The sequence below is a fragment of the Caballeronia sp. LZ065 genome (assembly GCF_031450975.1).
Lineage (GTDB): Bacteria > Pseudomonadota > Gammaproteobacteria > Burkholderiales > Burkholderiaceae > Caballeronia.
Genome location: NZ_JARUXV010000001.1, coordinates 2,354,473 through 2,376,851 on the forward strand (window position 1 = coordinate 2,354,473; position 22,379 = coordinate 2,376,851).

The following is a 22,379-nucleotide window of genomic DNA, read 5'->3' on the forward strand; positions in this document are numbered from 1 at the left end:
ATTGACCGGACGGCGGCGCGTAGCGCAGCGCCGGAGCTTTGAGGGGCTGCACCAGTCTGTTCAATGGTGCGATTTCACAGTGGGTCCGCGATCCAAGCCCGGTTAGGCCTGTGAGGGCACTCGCTACTGCCGGGCCAGAAACCGGGTTCTGTGCTGCGTCCGTGTGACTACGCTGGGCGGTAAGAAAGCTGCTTTCTTTGGTGACTTTCTTTGCAGCGGCAAAGAAAGTTACCCCCGCCCCGGGGAGGGGCAGTGCTAACAGACCGACGCGAACACGGGAAGTCCATAGAAGCGCAAGCGAAAAACATCAAGCGCCAGCAAACCCCCTAAGCTGCCAACGACTTCCTCAAAGCCGTCCGCGAAGCGGGAAACCTGACGACAAACGTACTCCCCTTCCCCACTTCACTTTTGACATCAAGCTCTGCATGATGCCGTTGCAGCACATGCTTGACGATGGCAAGACCCAAACCGGTTCCACCGGTATCCCTCGAACGGCTCCTGTCCACGCGATAGAACCGCTCCGTGAGCCGCGGAATGTGCTCTGCCGGGATACCGAACCCACTATCCCGCACCGAGAACACAGCACGGCCCTGCTGCCGCTCCCACGACACATCAATCGTCCCCCCGTCAGGCGTATACCGCACTGCGTTGGTCACGAGATTACCCAGCGCACTCATCACTTCCGTCTCAACACCCGCCACGGTCAGCGAGTCGTCGCTATGAAACGTAATCCGATGCCGCCCATTGGAAAGATTGTTCGCATCGTCCTCGATATGCCTGATGACCGAGCGCATGTCCAGCACCTCATCGCCCGGCGGACGCATGTCGCCCTCGAGATTCGCCAGCACCAGCAGATCCCGAACGATGTTCTGCATGCGCAGCGCCTGCTGGTTCATCATGTCGAGATAACGCATGCGATCCGCTTCATCGAGCGGCAACTCGCGCATCGTCTCGAGAAAGCCCGACAGCACCGTAAGCGGCGTCTTCAGTTCATGCGAAACATTGGCGACGAAGTCGCGACGCATCGAGTCCGTGCGCTCCAGCTCAGTAATGTCCTGCGTAAGCACCAACTTGCGGTTGTCGCCATACGGAAACACCTGCACCGACACCGTGTACTTGCGGTTCACGCCCATGCCGCGCATCACGAGCGTCTCTTCGTAATGGTGTGAATTCAGATAGCGGATAAAGTCGGGATGACGCACGAGATGCGTAATGTGCTGACGCAAGTCGCGCTTCGCATCGAGCCCGAAATGCTGCTCGGCAATCGCGTTGCACCATTCGATCTGATCGTGGTCGTCAAGCATCGCGACGCCGTTAGGCGAGGCCTGGATAGCCTGGATGAAACGCGCATGCTGCTGCTCGACCTGCCGCACCTGGGCATGCCAGCGCTTCGCGAGCTTGTGCAGACGGTAGTAGATCTCGCCCCAGACGCCGAGCGCGCTCGGCACCTCGCCGTAGACCGGCGCTTCCAGCAGACGCCACAGACGCTGCATGTGATACGTGACGAAGAAGCCCTGCACGACAAGCATGAGCACCGCGAAGGCCAGCGCGACCCGCACGCCGGCCAGCGCGCCAAGCGCGGCGCTGATGCCAGCGAGCAGCGCGAAGGACACGATCGCACGCGTCCAGATGATGTTCATGGTGGCGATGAATCTGAGTGACGTTGAACCAGCAATCCCGCCGGCAAACCAGACAACAGCCCGACAACAACCCGGCAGCACCTCAAGCGTCAAACCCGCCCGGCCGCATCAGGCCGCGTCAGGCCACGTTTCAGGCGCTCTTCGCGAGCCGGTACCCGCTGCCGCGGACCGTTTCGATCATAGCATCGCAGCCCGCCGGCTTGAGCGCGGCACGCAAACGCTTGATATGCACATCGACCGTACGCTCCTCCACGAACACGTGATCGCCCCACACCTGGTCGAGCAATTGCGTGCGGCTATGAACACGCTCCGGATGTGTCATGAAGAAGTGCAGCAAACGAAACTCGGTCGGGCCGAGATCGAGCTTGATGTCGTTGCCCGAATGACTCGCCGCAACGCGATGCGTCGCCGGATCGAGCCGCAGACCATTGATCGCCACCACATCTTCAGTCAGCTGCGGCGCGCGCCGGCGCAGCACCGCCTTGATGCGCGCCATCAGCTCCTTCGGCGAGAACGGCTTCGTGACGTAGTCGTCCGCGCCGATCTCCAGTCCGAGCACCTTGTCCTGCTCGTCGCCACGCGCCGTCAGCATGATGATCGGAATGTGCTTCGTGCGCTCGTTGTTGCGCAGCTCGCGCGCGAATGCAATGCCCGACTTGCCGGGCAGCATCCAGTCGAGCAGCACGAGATCGGGCAGCACGTCACTGATCAGGTTTTGCGCCTGCTCCGCGTTATAAGCGCGAATGGGGCAATGCCCCGCATGCTGGAGATTCACCGAGATCAACTCGGAGATCGCGGGTTCGTCTTCGACGACGAGGATACTGCTGGGCATCGGCACCTCTGGACCTTTTTACTTGGGTTGATACGCGGCGGATTAACTCAACGCCTCGCGTTCGAGCTGATCGCGCGACTTGTGCCGCACATCCGTGCCCTTGACGATGTAGATGATGAACTCGGCAATGTTCTTCGCGTGGTCGCCAATGCGCTCCACCGCCTTCGCGATGAACAGATAGTCCAGCCCCGCCGAAATCGTGCGCGGGTCTTCCATCATGTACGTCACGAGCTTGCGCACGAAGGCGCGAAATTCATCGTCGATAGCCTTGTCATCGCGCACGATCTGCGCGGCCGCCACCGTGTCCAGACGCGCGAACGCATCCAGCGCGCGGCGCAAGATGGACACCGCCATCTCGCCCGACAAACGGATCTCCGCGATGTTCACCGTGCGGCCCGCGCCGTCTTCGTTGATGCGCTTCACGCGCTTGGCGATCTTCTCGGCTTCGTCGCCGGCGCGCTCGAGATTCGTAATGGTCTTCGAGATCGCCATCAACAGACGCAGGTCGCGCGCGGCCGGCTGGCGACGCGCGATGATGTTGCTGCACTCCTCGTCGATCTCGACTTCCATTGTGTTCAGACGCGCTTCCGCGACGATCACCTGGTCGGCAATGCCGATGTCGAATTCGTTCAGCGCCTGCATCGCCGCGATGATCTGCGACTCGACCAGACCGCCCATTTCCAGCACCTTCGACGACACCGCATTGAGGTCAGCGTCGAACTGGCTTGAAAGATGTTTGTCGGACATGTGTGCTCCTTAAGCCTGTGTGTTTTGCCTGGGCTGACGATCAGCCGAAGCGGCCCGTGATGTAGTCTTCCGTTTCCTTGCGGGCCGGCTTGATGAAGATCTTTTCGGTATCGCCGAATTCGATCAGTTCACCCAGATACATATAGGCAGTGTAGTCCGAACAACGCGCCGCTTGCTGCATGTTATGCGTGACGATCACGACCGTGTAATCGCTCTTCAGTTCGGCGATCAGCTCTTCGATGCGGCCCGTCGAGATCGGATCGAGCGCCGAGCACGGCTCGTCGAGCAACAGCACTTCCGGCCGGATCGCAATGCCGCGCGCAATGCACAGACGCTGCTGCTGACCACCCGACAGACCATAGCCGCTCTGCTGCAGCTTGTCCTTCACTTCGGTCCAGAGCGCCGCCTTGGTCAGCGCCCATTCGACGCGATCGTCCATTTCCGAACGCGACAGCTGCTCGAACATCTTTACGCCAAACGCAATGTTGTCGTAGATCGACATCGGGAACGGCGTCGGCTTCTGGAACACCATGCCCACACGCGCGCGCAGCAACGAGATGTCCTTGGTGGTGTCGAGCAGGTTCACGCCGTCCATCAGGATCTCGCCTTCGGCGCGCTGTTCCGGATAGAGCGCGTACATCTTGTTGAAGGTGCGCAAGAGCGTGGACTTGCCGCAACCCGACGGCCCGATGAACGCCGTGACCTTCTTCTCGGGAATGCGCAGGTTGATGTTCTTCAGCGCGTGATACTTGTTGTAGAAGAAGTTGAGGTTGTTCACCTCGATCTTCGGCTTCATCGAATCCAGCGACGGCGCGCCGTGCGTCGGACGCACGCTGCCCGGCACCGGACCGCGCTCGACCGGCTTGTCTTCAGTCTTCGCGTTCAGGTGGTTGACACCACTTTCGACCATATTCATGGAATCACTCCGCCCTTATTTCTTCGAGAAGATCGCACGCGCCAGGATATTCAGACCCAGCACGCCGAGCGTAATCAGGAACACACCGGCCCACGCGAGCGATTGCCACTGCGGGAACGGACTCATCGCGAACTTGTAGATCGTGACCGGCAGATTGGCGATCGGTTGATTCAAGTCCATCGAGAAAAACTGGTTCGACAGCGCCGTGAACAACAAGGGCGCGGTTTCGCCGGTGATACGCGCGACCGCCAGCAGCACGCCGGTGACGATGCCGCCAACCGACGCCTTCAGCGTGATCGACATCACCATCTTCCATTTCGGCGTACCGAGCGCGAAGGCCGCTTCACGCAGCGCATTCGGCACGAGCTTCAGCATGTTCTCGGTCGTGCGGATCACGATCGGGATCTGCAGCAGCGCCAGCGAAATCACGCCGGCCCAGCCCGAGAAGCGGCCCATCTTCGCCACGACGATCGCATACACGAACAGACCGACGACGATCGACGGCGCCGACAGCAGGATGTCGTTGATGAAGCGCGTCACGCTCGCGAGCCAGCGCTTCTGGCCGTACTCGGCGAGATACACGCCCGCGAGAATGCCGAGCGGCGTGCCGACGAAGGTGGCGATCACGACCAGCAACAGGCTGCCGAGACCGCCGCCATCGGTATTCGGCGGCGGCGTGGACTGCGTGAACAGTTCCAGCGACAGCCCGCCGATGCCGAGCTTGAGCGTCGTATAGAGAATCCACACGAGCCACAGCAGACCGAAGGCCATGGCTGCGAGCGAGAGCGTCAGCGCAATCGCATTGGTGCCGCGGCGGCGGCTTTGCAGTTTCTGGCGCGTCGCCTGGAGGCGCGCCGGATCCTGGTTGAAAGTAGCAGGACGGCTCATTATTTACGGCCCTCCCCACGTTCCATGCGCAGCAGCATCAGCTTGGAAAGCGCGAGTACGAAGAAGGTGATCACGAACAGAATCAGACCGAGTTCCATCAGCGCCGACGTGTGCAGGCCCGGGCTCGCTTCAGCGAACTCGTTCGCGAGCGCCGAGGTGATGCTGTTGCCGGGCGAGAACAACGAGACGTTGTCGAGCAGGTTGGTGTTGCCGATCACGAAGGTGACCGCCATGGTTTCGCCGAGCGCGCGGCCGAGGCCGAGCATCACGCCGCCGATCACACCGGCACGCGTATAGGGCAGCACGATCTTCCACATCACTTCCCAGGTCGTGCAGCCGATGCCATGCGCCGATTCCTTCAGCAGCACGGGCGTGACTTCGAAGACGTCGCGCATCACCGAGGCGATGTACGGAATGATCATGATCGCGAGGATCACGCCGGCGCACAGGATGCCGATGGCGATCGGCGGGCCCTGGAAGAACATGCCGATCACGGGCACGCCGCCGAGCAGTTTGCCGAGCGGTTTCTCGAAGTATTCGGCGAAGATCGGCGCGAACACGAGCAGGCCCCACATGCCGTAGACGATCGACGGGATCGCGGCCAGCAGTTCGATGGCGACGCCGAGCGGACGGCGCAGCCACGCGGGCGAGAGTTCGGTCAGGAACAGCGCGATGCCGAAGCTCACCGGCACGGCGATGATGAGCGCGATCAGCGAGGTCGCGATGGTGCCGTAGATGGGCACGAGCGCGCCGAAGGCATCGCTGGGTGGATCCCACTCGGCACGCCAGAGGAACGACAGGCCGAACTTTTGAATGGTCGGCATCGACGCGATGAGCAGCGAAACGATGATGCCACCCAGGAGAAGCAGCGTGATGACGGCTGCAAGCCGCGCCACGCCGCCGAAAATGAGGTCGCCGAGCGGGCTGGGCGCGCGCTGGGTGTGCGCTGCCGGCACAGCCGACGATAAGTTGATGTCCGACATGGGAGCCTTGGTTTCGCTACGTGTCAGACCGCGCGACAGGCCTTTCGGCCTGCCGCCCGGCTTGCTTTGCTGCTGACTGTCCGCCGCCTCAACAGCTTAGGACAGTTTCAAACGGCAAGTGCCTTACTCTGCGACGGCCTTGCCCGAAGCGTCCTTGACCTTCGCCTTCCATTGCGTCTTGATTTCGGCAACGACCGAATCCGGCAGCGAGATGTAGTCGAGGTCGCTGGCAGCCTGACCGCCGTTCTTGAACGCCCAGTCGAAGAACTTCAGCGTTTCCGTGCCTTGCGCCGGTTTGTCCTGCGTGGCGTGCAGCAGCACGAACGTTGCGCCGACGATCGGCCATGCGTTCTTGCCCGGCTCATCCGTCAGGATCTGGTAGAACGACTTCGACCAGTCCGCGCCCGCAGCAGCGGCCTTGAACGTGTCCGTCTTCGGCTCGACCACCGTGCCCGCCGAGTTCTTCATGCCGACGTAGGTCATCTTGTTCTGCTTCGCGTAGGCCCATTCCACATAGCCGATCGCGCCCGGCAGACGCTGCACGAAGGCCGCGACGCCGTCATTGCCCTTGCCGCCCGTACCCGTCGGCCAGTTCACCGTCGAGCCTTCGCCGACCTTCGACTTCCAGTCCGCGTTGACCTTCGACAGGTAGTTCGTCCAGATGAAGCTGGTGCCCGAACCATCGGCGCGGCGGACCACGGCGATGTCCGTATCCGGCAGCTTCGCCTTCGGGTTCAGCGCAGCGATCGCCGGATCGTTCCACTTCTTGATCTTGCCGAGGTAGATATCGCCGAGCACCTGGCCCGACAGCGTGACTTCACCGGCCTTGATGCCCGGCACGTTGATCACAGGCACGACGCCGCCCACCACCGTCGGGAACTGGAACAGGCCGTCCTTGGCCAGTTCGTCGTCCTTCAGCGGAGCGTCCGAACCGGCGAAATCCACCGTCTTGGCGATGATCTGCTTGATCCCGCCCGACGAGCCGATGCCCTGGTAGTTCACCTTGCCGCCGCCGGACTTCTGGTAGGCATCCGCCCACTTGGTGTAGATCGGGGCTGCGAAGGTGGAACCCGCGCCGGTGAGGTCGGCTGCTTGGGCAGAAACGGCGAAGAGTGCACCAATCAGTCCGGCCAGCGCGGTGTGCATCAATTTCATTCTTGATCTCCAGTAGTGAGCGTGTGTCGTGTGCGTAGAGACGACACCGCGAAATATAGGAGGAGTTCGTGACAGTAATATGACTAATCGTGAAGGCAACGTGTCATTCTGCTTACGCGTTGAAAGTCGGCAGGTGGCGGATTTGTCAAATGATTGATCGCAAATAAAAAAGCGGGCATGCGCCCGCTTTTAGCGAAATGTGACAAATTTCAGTAAACGCTCACGAAGTCGCTTCCTTCACCACCTGAGCAATCGTTTCCGCGTGCTGAACGGCGTCCTGTTGCGCGGCGGCTTCCACCATCACGCGCAGCACCGGTTCAGTGCCGGACGCGCGAATCAACACCCGCCCGTGCGATTGGAGGGAACGCTCGGCTTGCTCCACTGCGCGACGAATTGCCTCGCTGCTCTTCCAGTCCGCGCCGGCGCTCATGCGCACATTGATGAGTTTTTGCGGGAACAGACTGACGCCGTCGAGCAACTCGGCCAGCGACTTGCCGCTGCGCTGGATCGCCGCCAGCACCAGCAGCGCCGAGACGATGCCGTCGCCGGTCGAATGACGGTCCAGCGACAAGATGTGGCCCGAGCCTTCGGCGCCCAGTTGCCAGCCGTTCTCGCGCAGCTTTTCGAGCACGTAGCGGTCGCCCACCGCGGCGCGCACGAACTGCACGCCCGCCTCCTTCAGCGCGACTTCGACGGCCATGTTGGTCATCAGCGTGCCGACCGCGCCCTGCACCTGGCCGTCGGTCGCGATGCGGTCCTTGACGAGCACGTAGAGCAGTTCGTCGCCGTTGTAGAGCCGGCCGGTCGCATCGACGATCTGCAGGCGGTCAGCGTCGCCGTCCAGCGCAATGCCGAGATCGGCCTTGTGCTCCAGCACCGCGCGCACGAGCGCGTCGGGCGCGGTGGCGCCGACGCCATCGTTGATGTTGAAGCCGTTCGGCGCCACGCCGATCGACACCACTTCCGCGCCGAGTTCGTGGAAGACATGCGGCGCGACATCATAGGCGGCGCCATGAGCGCAATCGACGACGAGTCTGAGTCCGCGCAAGTCGAAGTTCGCGGGAAACGTACTCTTGCAGAACTCGATGTAGCGGCCGCCGGCGTCGTCCAGACGCCGTGCCTTGCCGAGACGCTCGGAGGGCGCGCATTCCATCGGTTGTTCGAGCTGTTGCTCGATTTGCAGCTCGACTTCGTCGGGCAGCTTGTTGCCGTCCGCCGAGAAGAACTTGATGCCGTTGTCGTTGTACGGATTGTGCGATGCGCTGATCACCACGCCCGCCGACAGCCGCAACGCCCGCGTCAGGTAGGCGACGCCGGGCGTCGGCATCGGGCCGGCCAGCATCACGTCGACGCCCGCGGCCGAGAAGCCCGATTCGAGCGCCGCTTCCAGCATGTAGCCGGAGACGCGCGTGTCCTTGCCGATCAGCACCGTAGGACGATTGCCTTTCCTGGAATGAGCGCGATCTGCGCCGGCGAGCACTTTGCCGGCTGCGTAGCCGAGCTTGAGGACGAAATCCGGCGTGATCGGAGCCACGCCTACGCGCCCCCGCACACCGTCCGTGCCGAAATATTGACGTGCCATCGTTGCTTGACCCTCCTCGCGGACATAGGGCGCCTGTTATAGGCCCGCGGATGTGTTGACGTTCGTTCTAAACCGGTGCGCGCGCCTGCACCGTGATCCTTGCCGTTCGAAGCCCGCCGTCAATCATGCCTGCCGGACGCGGCCTCGTGAGTGGCCTGCCAGACCTTGAGGGCATCGACGGTTTCAGCGACGTCGTGTACCCGGATGATCGCCGCGCCCTGCTCCGCCGCGCAGACGGCCGCCGCGATACTCGCCGCGACGCGTTCGCCGGCGCCGCGGCCGGTGACGGCACCCAGCATCGACTTGCGCGACATGCCGGCGAGCAGCGGAACATTCGTGGCGGAAGGCAATGTTTCGCGCAGATGAGCGAGCAGCGCGTAATTATGCGCCACCGTCTTGCCGAAACCGTAGCCGGGATCGAACACGACACGCGAAGCCGCGATGCCCGCGTTGCCGAGCGCGGCCAGGCGCGCTTCGAAGAAGCCGCGCACGTCCGCGACAACGTCCTGATAGAACGGCTCGTGGACCTGCATCGTGCGCGGTTCGCCGAGCATGTGCATCACGCACAGGCCGCAATCGCTGTGCTTCACGGCGTCGAACGCGCCTTCCTGACGCAAGCCCCAGATGTCGTTGATCATGTCCGCGCCGGCATCGAGCACGGCGCGCATGACGGCGGGCTTATAGGTATCGACGGAAAGCGGCACGTTGACGGCGCGCAAGGCCTCGACGATCGGCACCACGCGCTCGAGTTCCTCGTCGAGCGGCACCGGCGGCGCGCCAGGCCGCGTCGATTCGCCACCGATGTCGATCATGTCGGCGCCATCGGCGAGCATTTTCTCGGCGCGGGCCAGCGCGTCTTCACGCGACAGAAAGCGGCCGCCGTCCGAGAAGGAATCCGGCGTGACGTTGAGAATGCCCATGACGAGCGGGCGTTCGAAGCGCAGCACGAAGCGGCCGCATTGCAGCGGTTCGGCTGACGGTGAAGATGCGTGCAGGTTGCTCAAGCTGAGTGGCCAGGACAAAACAGGCGAAGGAAAGGACTGCATTCCGTGCCCTGAAATTGAAAATGGGCCGGCGTGCAAAGCACACCGGCCCATCAACGGAAGCGTGAAACTCAGGCCGTGGCCGGCGCGTTGCCCGGCTTGACCTCGGTGCCGCTGCTGCCGCCCGGAGGCGTGTCGCCCGACGGCGGCGGCAAATTCTTCGGCGGACGCGGCGGACGATCCGACATGATGTCGGTGATCTGGTCAGCGTCGATGGTTTCCCATTCGAGCAGCGCCTTCGTCATGGCCTCGACCCGTTCGCGGTTGTCTTCGAGCAGCCTGCGGGCGAGCCCATATTGCTCGTCGAGGATGCGGCGGATTTCCGCGTCGACCTTCTGCTGCGTCGCCTCGGACACCGACTTCGCGCCCATCTTGCCGAACATGCCGTTTTCCTCGGTATCGACGTAGACCATCGTGCCGAGCACATCCGACATGCCGTAGCGCGTCACCATGTCACGCGCCATTTTGGTTGCGCGTTCGAAGTCGTTGGAGGCGCCCGTGGACATCGAATTCAGGAACACTTCCTCGGCTGCGCGGCCGCCGAACAGGATGGCGATTTCTTCCAGCATCTTGTCGCGGTACAGGTTCACGCGGTCATGTTCGGGCAACTGCCAAGTGACGCCCAGCGCCCAGCCGCGCGGCATGATCGTGACCTTGTGAACCGGGTCGGCATGCGGCAGCAGCTTGGCCACCACGGCGTGGCCCGACTCGTGATACGCCGTGTTGCGACGCTCTTCCTCACGCATGACAGCCGACTTGCGCTCCGGACCCATGAAGATCTTGTCCTTCGCGTCTTCGAAATCCTGCATCTCGACGATGCGCTTGCCGCGACGCGCCGCGAACAGCGCGGCTTCGTTCACCAGATTCGCGAGATCCGCACCCGAGAAGCCCGGCGTGCCGCGCGCGATGACCGACGCGTCGACGTCGTTGGCGATCGGCACCTTGCGCAGGTGCACCTTCATGATGTGCTCGCGACCACGGATGTCCGGCAGACCGACATACACCTGGCGGTCGAAGCGGCCCGGGCGCAGCAGCGCCTTGTCGAGCACGTCGGAACGGTTGGTGGCGGCGATCACGATGACGCCCGAATTCGCCTCGAACCCGTCCATCTCAACCAGCATCTGATTCAGCGTCTGCTCGCGTTCGTCGTTGCCGCCGCCCATGCCTGCGCCGCGATGACGGCCGACAGCGTCGATTTCGTCGATGAACACGATGCACGGCGCATGCTTCTTGGCCTGCTCGAACATGTCGCGGACCCGGGCCGCGCCCACGCCGACGAACATTTCCACGAAGTCAGAACCCGAAATGCTGAAGAACGGCACCTTCGCCTCGCCGGCGATGGCACGTGCCAGCAGCGTCTTGCCGGTACCCGGAGGGCCGACCAGCAGCACGCCGCGTGGAATGCGCCCGCCCAGCTTCTGGAATTTCTGCGGATCACGCAGGAAATCCACCAGCTCGGACACTTCTTCCTTGGCTTCGTCGCAACCCGCGACGTCGGTGAAATTGATTGCGTTGTTGTTCTCGTCGATCAGCCGCGCTCGCGACTTGCCGAATGAAAACGCCCCGCCTTTGCCGCCCCCCTGCATCTGCCGCATCATGTAGAACCAGAAGCCGATGATGAGAATTGTCGGCCCGAGGTAGTACAGCGCGGAAACGAGAGCGTTGGGTTCGTCGTCAGCCTTGCCGCTGACCTGAACGCCGTATTTCATGAGATCGCCGACCATCCAGATGTCGCCCGGCGACACGATCTGGTATTTCTGGCCATCTGCCGGAGTCACCGTGAGATTGCGGCCCTGAACGGTGACGTTCTTGACTTTGCCGGCTTTCGCGTCGTCCATGAACTGCGAATAGGACACCCCTTCCTGCACGCGTGGCTTGTCGAACTGCTTGAACACCGTGAACAGCACCAGTGCGATCACGAGCCACACTGCCGCCTTAGAGAACATATTGTTGTTCAAAGCACCACTCCTCACTCATAGACGGGCGCCTACATAAACCTTGCGGCGCCACCAAAGCATTCTAATCCAGACCGCTAACCCCTGCCATAAGGTTTAACTACCGCATAAATAGCGGCAGGGGCAGTGTTTTCGGCATAATCGGCGAATATATCGCTCTTATTCGCCGATTTTGTTTAAGGAGCCCGATCAGCCCGGATGCTTGAGCCGGCGCCCGAGGATGAATGTCTCCGACGATTTGTCGCGAGACGCCTTCGGTTTGCGCGGCGCCACCACTTTGAACTGGTGTTTGAACTTCTCGACAATCTGACTATAGCCGCTGCCATGGAAACATTTGACCAACAGCGCACCTTCCGGTTTCAGATGGTTCTGGGAGAACTCCAGCGCCAGATCGCAGAGATGTTCGATGCGAGCCGCATCCGCGCTCGCAACACCAGACAGGTTGGGGGCCATGTCTGAAATAACAAGATCGACCTGACGCTCGCCGACCATTTCAGCAAGTTGTGCGAGCACATCGTCCTCGCGGAAGTCGCCTTGAAGGAACGTGACGTCGGAGATGGGCTCCATCGGCAGGAGGTCGAGTGCGATGATCGTGCCGTCGATGCCGCCCTGGCGCTCGGCGTCGCGCTTCGAGCCTTGCGCCAACTTGTTGCGCGCGTACTGGCTCCAACTGCCGGGCGTCGAGCCCAGGTCGACGATCACCATGCCCGGCTTGATGAGCTTGTCCTGTTCGTCGATCTCCTTGAGCTTGTAGGCGGCGCGCGCGCGATAACCTTCCCGCTGCGCCATCTTCACGTAGGGATCGTTGATGTGGTCGTGCAGCCACGACTGATTGAAACGGTTCTTTGCCATTGAAACGAAAGTGAGGTGGCGCCAGCGACGAAAGCGCGCTGCACGCCCGGTGCGTATTTTGCTGCATCGCGTGATGCTTTTAGCGGATAATACGCGGCTTGCTGGCCGGACCGGTCTTAGGGCGCTCGCGCGTTCCAAAACCCCGCTTCCGGCCTGTTTTGTTTTATGGTGGGCGACGTCACGCGTCATGCGTTCTCAGTCACGCGTCGCGTCGAATCGTCGCAACAGCGCACGTGTCGCTACGTGTTACCCGGCCGCCCACATTTTAGTCGAGTCCCTATTTTCTCATGCCAGCCCTGACACTCTCCCCCGCCGAGCGCTCCGACCTGCGCTCCCAGGCCCATGCGCTCAAGCCCGTCGTGCTCGTCGGCGCGGAGGGTCTGACCGATGCCGTGCTCAAGGAAATCAACGTCCACCTCGAGGCGCATCAGCTCATCAAGGTGCGCGTATTCGGTGACGAACGCGAAGCACGCGTCGCGGTCTACGACGAAATCTGCGATCGCCTGAACGCCGCGCCGATCCAGCATATCGGCAAGCTGCTGGTGGTCTGGCGGCCCGAAGGCGCCGCGCCGAAGAAGAGCCGCGTCACCCGCACCCGCAGCACCATGCCGCCGAGCGCGGGTGAAGCCGCCGAGCGTGAAACCAAGGGTCGCGCGCCGCGCATCGTCAAGGCGGTGAAGATCTCGCGCGACGCGCCGGCCTTCAAGAAGCCGAAGAAACAAACCCTGAAAGTGCTGGGCAACGAACGCGTGACAGCGGGCGGCAACGTCAAGCGCGCGAAGAAGCGCCAGCCGAGCACCAAGCGTCAACATCAATCGTCGAAATGATGAACGGCGCGTGCGCTTCTCTTGAAGCACACGCGCCGCGCGAACCCGGCGGGCGTGAGTGAAATCAGCTCCGCGCGCGTTTCGCGGCCATCTTCGCCGACTTGTTTTTCGGCACGATGGCCACCGGCGCTGCTCCCGGCAAGCGCCAGACGAGCGCAATGCCGAACAGGCATTCAATCAGATAGATCGCGCTGGAGATACCGTGCAGCACGCCGAACTGCTTGGCATACGGCGAGTTCGCGAGGTCGGTGCCGGCTTCTTGCGCGGCCATGCGCAGCGAGTTCATGAACGGCTGCAGGCCGAAATAGCCGATCAGCACGCACAGCAGCATCATCGCGACAATCCAGCGCACGCGCTTGTAGTCGACGATGCCGCTCTTCACATAGCGATTGCCGATCAGGATGAGCACCAGTGCGCTCACCACGCCGATGATCGCTTCGATGCGAAACAGCTGCGCGGCCACGGAGCCGGCCTCGGTCCGATCCAGCATCGAGAACAGGACCGGCGCCGCAATGAGGCCGAGAGTCAGCAAGCTGCCGACCCACACCATGGAAACGAGGCGAAAGACCCGGTGCGCCATCAGACGTAGCGCACAGCGATGATTTCGTATTCGCGCGCGCCGCTCGGCGCCTGCACGGCCGCGACATCGCCCTCGGACTTCGAGATCAGTGCGCGCGCAATCGGCGAACTGACCGAGATGAGACCATGATCGAGATCGGCTTCGTCGTCGCCGACGATCTGATACGTGACCGTATCGCCCGACGCCAGATCTTCCAGTTCGACGGTCGCGCCAAAGACCACGCGGCCTTCGGCTTCCACTTGCGTCGGATCAATTACTTGCGCCGCGGCAAGCTTCGACTCCAGGTCCGCGATGCGGCCCTCGATGAAGCCTTGCTTTTCTTTCGCGGCATCGTATTCCGCGTTTTCCGACAGATCGCCTTGCGCGCGCGCTTCGGCGATTGCGTTGATGACTGCCGGGCGCTCGACAGCCTTCAGGCGTTGCAATTCGTCGCGCAGCAGCTCCGCGCCGCGCTTCGTCAAAGGAATCGTGCTCATAAACAACCCACAAACAAAAACAGCCGTAAAAAAATTACCGCGGTTAAGCGCATCCCCCTTGGCGGGAGGACACCGCTTAACCGCGGCTCGTGAGGCTTGGACCTGTAATCGAAGCCTTAGTTTAGGCGAGCATGCAGACCTTGTAAATCATAGACTTCCAAATCGCGGAGGTAACGCAAACCTTCCACCGCGGCCCGCGCACCCGACATGGTCGTGTAGTAAGTGACCTTGTTGGCCTGCGCGCTCATGCGGATGGACCGCGAGTCGGCGATAGCCGCGCGCGTTTCGTCGACGGTAGTGAAAACCAGCGCGATTTCACCGTTCTTGATCATGTCGACGATGTGCGGACGGCCGTCCTTCACCTTGTTGACGACCTTCACCGGTACGCCTGCCGCAGCAATCGCCGCGGCCGTGCCCTTGGTCGCAACGATCGGATAGCCGAGTTCGTGCAGCATCTGCGCGACTTCGACGGCCTTCGGCTTGTCGGCGTCCATCACCGTCAGCAGCACCGTGCCGGATTCCGGCAGACGCGAACCCGCTGCAAGCTGCGACTTGAAGAGCGCTTCGCCGAACGTGCGGCCCACGCCCATCACTTCACCGGTCGAGCGCATTTCCGGTCCGAGCACCGGATCGACCGCCGGGAATTTGACGAACGGGAACACGGCTTCCTTCACGCTGAAGTACGGCGGAATGACTTCCTTCGTCACGCCTTGCTGCTTCAGCTTCTGACCGACCATCGCGCGCGCGGCGATCTTCGCGAGCGGCAAGCCCGTGGCCTTCGACACATACGGCACCGTGCGCGATGCGCGCGGATTCACTTCCAGCACGTAGATGATGTCCTGCTTCGAGCCATCTTCCTGCGGCACTTGCTGGATGGCGAACTGCACGTTCATCAGGCCGATCACATTCAACGCCTTTGCCATGGCGGCGGTTTGCCGCTTGAGCTCGTCGACGGTTTCCTTCGACAGCGAGTACGGCGGCAGCGAACACGCCGAGTCGCCCGAGTGCACGCCCGCCTGCTCGATGTGCTCCATCACGCCGCCGATGAACACGTCGTCGCCGTCGGAGATGCAGTCGACGTCGCATTCGATCGCGTCGTTCAGAAAGCGGTCGAGCAGCACCGGCGAATCGTTCGACACCTTCACGGCCTCACGCATATAGCGTTCGAGGTCGCGCGGCTCGTGGACGATTTCCATCGCGCGGCCGCCGAGCACATACGACGGACGCACCACCAGCGGATAGCCGATTTCCTCGGCCAGCTTGAGCGCTTCGTCTTCAGCGCGCGCGGTGCGGTTGGGCGGCTGGCGCAGCTCGAGATCCTGCAGCAGCTTCTGGAAGCGTTCGCGGTCTTCGGCTGCGTCGATCATGTCCGGCGACGTACCGATGATCGGCACACCGTTCGCTTCGAGATCGAGTGCGAGCTTGAGCGGCGTCTGGCCGCCGTACTGCACGATCACGCCGACCGGCTTTTCCAGGTCGACGATTTCGAGCACGTCTTCGAGCGTCAGCGATTCGAAGTACAGGCGGTCGGACGTGTCGTAGTCGGTCGAAACGGTTTCCGGATTGCAGTTGACCATGATGGTTTCATAGCCGTCCTCGCGCATCGCGAGCGCGGCGTGCACGCAGCAATAGTCGAACTCAATGCCCTGGCCGATCCGGTTCGGGCCGCCGCCCAGCACCATGATCTTTTTCTTGTCCGTCGGATTCGCTTCGCACTCTTCCTCGTAGGTCGAGTACATGTAGGCGGTCTTGGTCGCGAACTCGGCCGCGCACGTGTCCACGCGCTTGTAGACCGGACGCACTTTCATTTCGTGACGCTTCTTGCGCACGTCGGTTTGATCAGAGCCGGTGAGCTTCGCCAGACGCCGGTCCGAGAAGCCGCTCTTCTTCAGGTACAGCAGTTCGTCCTTCGTGAGGCTCTCGAGCGTGCGGCCTTCGAGCGCCTTCTCCTTCAGGATGATCTGTTCGATCTGCGCGAGGAACCACGGGTCGATGGACGTCTCTTCGAAGATCTCTTCCGTCGTCAGGCCGAGACGGAACGCGTCGCCGAGATACCAGATGCGGTCCGGGCCCGGTTCGCCGATCTCGCGAATTACTTCGTCGCGGCTCGTGGTCTTTTCATCGAGACCATCGACGCCCACTTCCAGACCGCGCAGGGCTTTCTGGAACGATTCCTGGAACGTGCGGCCCATCGCCATCACTTCGCCGACCGACTTCATCTGCGTCGTCAGGCGCGAGTCCGCTTCACGGAATTTCTCGAACGCGAAGCGCGGCACCTTCGTCACGACATAGTCGATGGTCGGTTCGAACGAGGCCGGCGTCTGGCCGCCGGTGATTTCGTTCTTCAACTCGTCGAGCGTGTAGCCGCACGCGAGCTTCGCGGCGACCTTGGCGATCGGGAAGCCCGTAGCCTTGGACGCCAGCGCCGACGAACGCGACACGCGCGGATTCATCTCGATGACGACCATGCGGCCATCCTTCGGGTTGATCGCGAACTGCACGTTCGAGCCGCCCGTATCCACGCCAATCTCGCGCAGCACCGCGAGCGACGCGTTACGCAGCACTTGATACTCTTTGTCCGTGAGCGTCTGCGCGGGCGCGACGGTGATGGAGTCGCCGGTATGCACGCCCATCGGGTCGAGGTTTTCGATCGAGCAGACGATGATGCAGTTGTCCGCGCGGTCGCGAACCACTTCCATCTCGTACTCTTTCCAGCCCAGCAGCGACTCTTCGATCAGCAGTTCGCGCGTCGGCGAGAGATCGAGACCGCGACGGCAGATTTCCTCGAACTCTTCCTTGTTGTACGCAATGCCGCCGCCCGAGCCGCCCAGCGTGAACGACGGACGGATCACCGTGGGATAACCGCCGCTGCCCGTGGCCTCGGCGATCTGCGCTTGCACGGTGAGCGCTTCTTCCATCGAATGCGCGATGCCCGACTTGGCCGACCCGAGGCCGATCTTGGTCATCGCTTCCTTGAACTTCTGACGGTCTTCCGCCTTGTCGATCGCTTCCGGCGACGCGCCGATCAGTTCGACCTTGTACTTTTCCAGCACGCCGTGATGGAACAGGTCCAGCGCGCAGTTGAGCGCGGTCTGTCCGCCCATGGTCGGCAGGATTGCGTCAGGACGTTCCTTCGCGATGATGCGCTCGACCACTTCCCACGTGATGGGCTCGATGTAGGTGACGTCGGCCGTGTTGGGGTCGGTCATGATCGTCGCAGGATTGCTGTTGACGAGAATGACCTTGTAGCCCTCTTCCCGCAGCGCCTTGCAGGCCTGCGCGCCCGAATAGTCGAACTCGCACGCCTGGCCGATGATGATCGGGCCCGCGCCGATGATGAGAATGCTCTTGATGTCTGTGCGCTTCGGCATAACTGTGCTCTGTGATGTTCTTTATGCGGTGACCTTCGTCGACTCCATCAGCTTGATGAAGCGGTCGAACAGATACGCGATGTCATGCGGGCCGGGCGACGCTTCCGGATGGCCCTGGAAGCAGAACGCGGGCTTGTCGGTGAGGGCGAAGCCCTGCAGCGTGCCGTCGAACAGCGAGACATGCGTGACCTTGGCGTTGGCGGGGAGCGTCGCGGCATCGACTGCGAAGCCGTGATTCTGCGACGTGATCACCACGCGGCCGTCGTCCATGTCCTTCACCGGATGATTCGCGCCATGATGGCCGGTCTTCATCTTCATGGTCTTCGCGCCGACCGCGAGGCCCATGATCTGATGGCCGAGACAGATGCCGAAGGTGGGAATGCCCTTCGCGATGAACTCGCGCGTCGCGGCAATCGCGTAGTCGCACGGTTCCGGATCGCCGGGGCCGTTCGACAGGAAGATGCCGTCCGGGTTGAGCGCGAGCGCGTCGGCCGCGGTGGACTGCGCCGGCAGCACGGTCACATGGCAGCCGCGCTCGGCGAGCATGCGCAGGATGTTGTACTTGACGCCGTAGTCGAATGCGACGACGCGGAACTTCGGCGCTTCCTGCTTGCCGTAGCCGCTACCGAGACGCCATTCGGTCTGGGTCCATTCGTAGCTCTTATCCGTCGACACGACCTTCGCGAGGTCCATGCCCGCGAGACCCGGGAACGAGCGCGCGAGGCCGAGCGCCTTCGATTCGTCATCGCTGCCGGCGAGAATGCAGCCGTTCTGCGCGCCCTTCTCGCGCAGGATGCGCGTGAGCTTGCGGGTGTCGATGCCCGAAATGGCGACGACGCCCTGCGCCTTCAGATAGTCGGCGAGCGTCTGTTCGGAGCGGAAGTTGGAGGCGAGCACCGGCAGGTCGCGAATGATGAGGCCGGCGGCATGGACTTTGGTGGCCTCGACGTCCTCGGCGTTGACGCCGTAGTTGCCGATGTGCGGGTAGGTCAACGTGACGATCTGGCGGGCGTAGCTGGGATCCGTGAGGATTTCCTGATAGCCGGTGATGGCGGTGTTGAAGACCACTTCGCCGATCGTCGAACCGGGCGCGCCGATTGATTGACCACGAAAGACCGTGCCGTCGGCAAGTGCGAGAAGTGCGGGGGAAAATGACGGCAACACGGGAAGCTCCTTGGGGAACACCCTGTTACCGACCTGTCTGTCCGAAATTCAGGCTTGGCTTCCCGCTGCCCGAGGTACTCAAGCTACTCGAGGCGCTCAAGGCGCGCGGGTTTCCTTCGCACAGTGACGGCGGCGGCTCGCGAGGCGCGCATCGCGGCTTGGACCGGCTCGCTCGCGCGCGGCAAGCGGGGTTTCGAAGCAGGCGAAGGGCGGCGTGCGGCGCGCGCTGGCTGGCGCAGCGAACGACGGTGAATGGGAGGTAGGCGCTAGGGTGCGGGTTGAAATGCTCAAACCTTCGAAGTATAGCGTGGAACGGCCATCTTCGCCAGATTCAGGATGTCTCCAGCGCCGTCAGGAGAGCGGTTGAGGCGCCTCGGCGGCGTCCTTGCGCATCGTCCGGCCTGGCAGAAAGTACCACACCGCGCTCGCCACCTGCAGCGCGATCAGCCCGATCCACACGGTAACGTGCGCCGCCGCCGGATAGCGGCCGCCATTGGCGTGCCACAGCGACAGCATCGCGCCGACGCCCACCTGAAAGCCGAAGATCAACAGAAAGATCACAAGCGTGAGCGTGGTATGCACTCGCCCGATCAGGTGCGGCGCGAAATATTCCGCGGCGACCGCGTAGCTCAGGATGCCCGTGCCGCCGAAAAAACCGTACGCCGCGAGCAGGACGGACGGCGGCAGCGGCACGCGCAGCACCATCAGAATCTGCGTGACGACGTACAGCACCATGCCGGTGCCGCAGAACGCGTACACCGACACGCCCCGCCGCTCCATGCCGCGCGCAGCCACGCCGAATCCGACACAGCCGAGCATCATCGCGAGACCCAGCACCGACACCAACGCCGCGGCATGGGCGGGCGCGAGGTCCATCACGTCGAGCAGAAAGGGGCGGATCCACAGCGACTGCATCGCGAAGAAGACGCCCTGCGTGACGACCGAAAACGACGCGAGCTTCCAGAACACGCCGCTCTTCAGAATGCTCCAGGTGCCCCGGAACTGCGTGATGACGTCGGCGCGCTGGTGCGGGTCGGTTTCCGCCTTGGCTGGCGCACCGAGCAGGATCGCCGCGGCGACCACAAGCGTGAACGCCACCAAGCCGAAGCACACTTCCCGCCACGTCGCGACGTGCAGCAGCGACGCCAGCGGCGCTCCGACCACGACGCCGCCCAGGCCACCGACCGCCATCGTGAAGCCGTTCACCATTGGCAGGCGGGCGAGCGCGAAGTGTTGCGCGGACGCCTTGAAAGCCGCGCTCAAACACACCGACACACCGACGCCAATCAACAGCCGCCCGATCATCAGCCCGGCGATGCCCTGCGCCGCACCGAACACGCCGATGCCCGCCGCCGCGAACACCAGCATGCCGGCCGTGACGCGGCGCGGCCCGAAGTGATCGAGCAGCACGCCGACAGGAATCTGCGCAGCCGCAAAGCCGATGAAATAAAGCGAGGTCAGCAACCCGAGATCGGCGGCGGAAAGGCCCAGGTCGTGGGTGATCAGCGGGGCGAAGCCGAGATTGACGCCGCGGAACACATACGAGACGAAATAGCCGGCGGCAAACAGGAAGAAGACGCGGAGACGAACGGAGGACAGCATGTGGAACGGGTATTTCCTGATTCTTCTGGACCGCCAGTTTAATCGGGGCCGGCAAAAGAAAACGCCGTCACCTTGGTGACGGCGTGGGATAGCGCCCCGGCGACCAGCGTCCGACGCTACTTCTTCTTGCTGGTTTTCGTGCTCGCGGCAGCGTGCTTGGCGGTGGTTTTCGCGGCGGCCGGTTTGGCTGCGGGCGCCGCCGACACCTTGGTCACCTTGCCCGACGCATGCGCAGGCGCCTTGCCGCGCGACTTCGCTTCCGGCACGCGCGTGCCGATCTTCGACACCCCGCCCGACGAACGGCTCGACGCCGCCACCGTTTCGACCCGCACCGGACCCGGCTCGGCCGGCACCGGACGGCCATACGGCACGTGCAACACGACCACTTGCCCCGGCATGAACATGTCGCCGCGCGTGCGGTTCCACGACTTCACCTGCGAGGTGGAGACGTCGTAGCGATCGGCCAGCGTCGACACAGACTGCTTGCGGCGCACGCGGATCACGAGCCGGCGCGTGTCGGGCACATCGCGCTCGACGGCCAGCGTCGCGTTCGCGGCGACGTCGGCGCTGATGTCTTCGTCGTCGTCATCGGTGCGCGGGACGACGATCGTCGAGCCCGGCTTCAGGCGCATGCCCGCCGGAATGCGGTTGACCGACATCAGCGTCTCCGCGTCCACGCCGATCTTCTCGGCGATTGCCGTCGGACGCGCCCGCTCCGTCACGGTGTACGTGGTCCACGACGACAAGGGCCCCGAATACGACGTCAGATTACGCTGGAACGAAGCGGCGTTGTCGAACGGCAGCAGGATCTGCGGGTTGGTCGCGCCGAGAATCACCGGCTTCGCAAACGACGGATTGAGCGAGCGGAACTCCTCGACGCTCATGCTGGCGAGCTTCGCGGCCATCGTCACGTCGATGTCGCGCGCGGTGGTGACCGTCACGAAGTACGGGTGATTCGGAATGTCCGGCAGCGTGAGCCCGTACATCTGCGGATTGCTGACGATGTTCTTCACCGCCTGCAGCTTCGGCACGTAGTTCCGGGTCTCGTTGGGCATGCGCAGACTTTCATAGTCGGTCGGCAGGCCCGCGGCCTCGTTCCGCGCGATCGCGCGCTGGACGTTGCCCTCACCCCAGTTGTACGCGGCGAGCGCGAGATGCCAGTCGCCGAACATGTCGTGCAGACGCGAGAGATAGTCGAGCGCGGCGCTGGTCGAGGCCAGCACGTCGCGGCGCTCGTCCTGCCACATGTTCTGCTTGAGGTTGTAGTCGCGGCCGGTGCCCGGCACGAACTGCCACATGCCGGCGGCCTTCGCCACCGACAGCGCCTGTGGATTGAACGCCGATTCGATGAACGGCAGCAGCGCCAGCTCGGTCGGCATGTGCCGCTGCTCGAGCTCCTCGACGATGTGATACAGGTATTTCTGCGAGCGCCCCGTCATGCGCTCGACGTAGTCCGGGCGCTGCGCGTACCAGTTGACCTGCATGTCGACCAGGTCGCTCTGCAGATCGGGAATCTGGAAGCCCGCGCGGATGCGGCTCCAGAGATCGGCGGAACCCACCAGTGAGGTGACCGGGGTCTTGTCGACGTCGATGGTTTCCTTGGCGGCCGCAGTGCGACGGATGGTATCGGCTACTTTCTGCTGCTGTTGCTCGGAAGCTGTGGCAGGTGTGTTGACAAGAGGATCAGACGCCGTCGGCCCTTGGCTCGCGCACGCGGCGAGCATCAGGACGGACAGCGCGCTAAGAATTAGTCGCATGGAACGTCT

18 protein-coding genes are annotated in these 22,379 nt (G+C 62.9%); 1 reads left to right on the top strand and 17 read right to left on the bottom strand.

What is annotated here, in order from left to right; genetic code table 11:
• Positions 1-326: 326 nt before the first annotated feature.
• From phoR to QCE63_RS10865, 11 genes are all read right to left on the bottom strand, one after another.
• Positions 327-1,640 (bottom strand): phosphate regulon sensor histidine kinase PhoR, encoded by a 1,314-nt coding sequence (gene phoR, locus QCE63_RS10815; RefSeq protein WP_309832809.1) that lies wholly within the window; start codon positions 1,638-1,640, stop codon positions 327-329.
• A gap of 130 nt (positions 1,641-1,770) precedes the next feature.
• Positions 1,771-2,472, bottom strand: a complete 702-nt coding sequence (gene phoB, locus QCE63_RS10820; protein WP_008342029.1) for a phosphate regulon transcriptional regulator PhoB — start codon at positions 2,470-2,472, stop codon at positions 1,771-1,773.
• A gap of 42 nt (positions 2,473-2,514) precedes the next feature.
• Entirely contained in the window at positions 2,515-3,219 is a 705-nt protein-coding gene (phoU, locus tag QCE63_RS10825) for a phosphate signaling complex protein PhoU (protein ID WP_309832810.1), read from the bottom strand.
• A gap of 40 nt (positions 3,220-3,259) precedes the next feature.
• Positions 3,260-4,135: a phosphate ABC transporter ATP-binding protein PstB gene (gene pstB, locus QCE63_RS10830; protein ID WP_309832811.1), complete on the bottom strand. Its 876-nt coding sequence runs from the start codon at positions 4,133-4,135 to the stop codon at positions 3,260-3,262.
• Positions 4,136-4,150: 15 nt separating this feature from the next.
• On the bottom strand, positions 4,151-5,023 hold the full coding sequence (pstA, locus tag QCE63_RS10835; RefSeq protein WP_309832812.1) for a phosphate ABC transporter permease PstA: 873 nt from the start codon (positions 5,021-5,023) through the stop codon (positions 4,151-4,153).
• Positions 5,023-6,006, bottom strand: a complete 984-nt coding sequence (gene pstC / locus QCE63_RS10840; protein WP_309832814.1) for a phosphate ABC transporter permease PstC — start codon at positions 6,004-6,006, stop codon at positions 5,023-5,025. The genes pstA and pstC overlap by 1 nt, the downstream gene beginning before the upstream one ends.
• Before the next feature lie 123 nt (positions 6,007-6,129).
• A complete protein-coding gene (pstS, locus tag QCE63_RS10845) occupies positions 6,130-7,161 on the bottom strand; it encodes a phosphate ABC transporter substrate-binding protein PstS (protein ID WP_309832816.1) in 1,032 nt (343 codons plus the stop codon).
• Between the two features lie 220 nt (positions 7,162-7,381).
• Complete coding sequence (gene glmM, locus QCE63_RS10850) at positions 7,382-8,743, bottom strand: phosphoglucosamine mutase (RefSeq protein ID WP_309832817.1); 1,362 nt, start codon at positions 8,741-8,743, stop codon at positions 7,382-7,384.
• 119 nt (positions 8,744-8,862) lie between these two features.
• On the bottom strand, positions 8,863-9,663 hold the full coding sequence (folP, locus tag QCE63_RS10855) for a dihydropteroate synthase (protein WP_309833771.1): 801 nt from the start codon (positions 9,661-9,663) through the stop codon (positions 8,863-8,865).
• A 194-nt stretch (positions 9,664-9,857) separates the two neighbouring features.
• Positions 9,858-11,744, bottom strand: coding sequence for an ATP-dependent zinc metalloprotease FtsH (gene ftsH, locus QCE63_RS10860; RefSeq protein ID WP_309832819.1), 1,887 nt, complete (start codon positions 11,742-11,744; stop codon positions 9,858-9,860).
• A 186-nt stretch (positions 11,745-11,930) separates the two neighbouring features.
• Positions 11,931-12,593 (bottom strand): RlmE family RNA methyltransferase, encoded by a 663-nt coding sequence (locus tag QCE63_RS10865; RefSeq protein WP_309833772.1) that lies wholly within the window; start codon positions 12,591-12,593, stop codon positions 11,931-11,933.
• 287 nt (positions 12,594-12,880) lie between these two features.
• On the opposite strand from QCE63_RS10865, the gene QCE63_RS10870 reads away from it, so the two are divergent.
• A complete protein-coding gene (locus QCE63_RS10870; RefSeq protein ID WP_309832820.1) occupies positions 12,881-13,420 on the top strand; it encodes a YhbY family RNA-binding protein in 540 nt (179 codons plus the stop codon).
• Positions 13,421-13,484: 64 nt separating this feature from the next.
• Here the strand turns inward: QCE63_RS10870 and QCE63_RS10875 are convergent, their stop codons facing one another.
• The 6 genes from QCE63_RS10875 to QCE63_RS10900 form a co-directional block, all read right to left on the bottom strand.
• Positions 13,485-14,000: a DUF4149 domain-containing protein gene (locus QCE63_RS10875; RefSeq protein ID WP_309809065.1), complete on the bottom strand. Its 516-nt coding sequence runs from the start codon at positions 13,998-14,000 to the stop codon at positions 13,485-13,487.
• A complete protein-coding gene (gene greA, locus QCE63_RS10880) occupies positions 14,000-14,476 on the bottom strand; it encodes a transcription elongation factor GreA (RefSeq protein WP_309832824.1) in 477 nt (158 codons plus the stop codon). Before greA ends, QCE63_RS10875 begins: the two co-directional genes overlap by 1 nt.
• A gap of 116 nt (positions 14,477-14,592) precedes the next feature.
• A complete protein-coding gene (gene carB, locus QCE63_RS10885; protein WP_309832826.1) occupies positions 14,593-17,847 on the bottom strand; it encodes a carbamoyl-phosphate synthase large subunit in 3,255 nt (1,084 codons plus the stop codon).
• 21 nt (positions 17,848-17,868) lie between these two features.
• Positions 17,869-19,011, bottom strand: coding sequence for a glutamine-hydrolyzing carbamoyl-phosphate synthase small subunit (carA, locus tag QCE63_RS10890; RefSeq protein WP_309832829.1), 1,143 nt, complete (start codon positions 19,009-19,011; stop codon positions 17,869-17,871).
• A 351-nt stretch (positions 19,012-19,362) separates the two neighbouring features.
• Positions 19,363-20,613 carry an MFS transporter gene (locus tag QCE63_RS10895; RefSeq protein WP_309832830.1) on the bottom strand — a complete coding sequence of 417 codons (1,251 nt, stop codon included), beginning with the start codon at positions 20,611-20,613 and terminating at the stop codon, positions 19,363-19,365.
• A gap of 116 nt (positions 20,614-20,729) precedes the next feature.
• Positions 20,730-22,370 (bottom strand): transglycosylase SLT domain-containing protein, encoded by a 1,641-nt coding sequence (locus QCE63_RS10900; protein ID WP_309832831.1) that lies wholly within the window; start codon positions 22,368-22,370, stop codon positions 20,730-20,732.
• Positions 22,371-22,379: the final 9 nt, after the last annotated feature.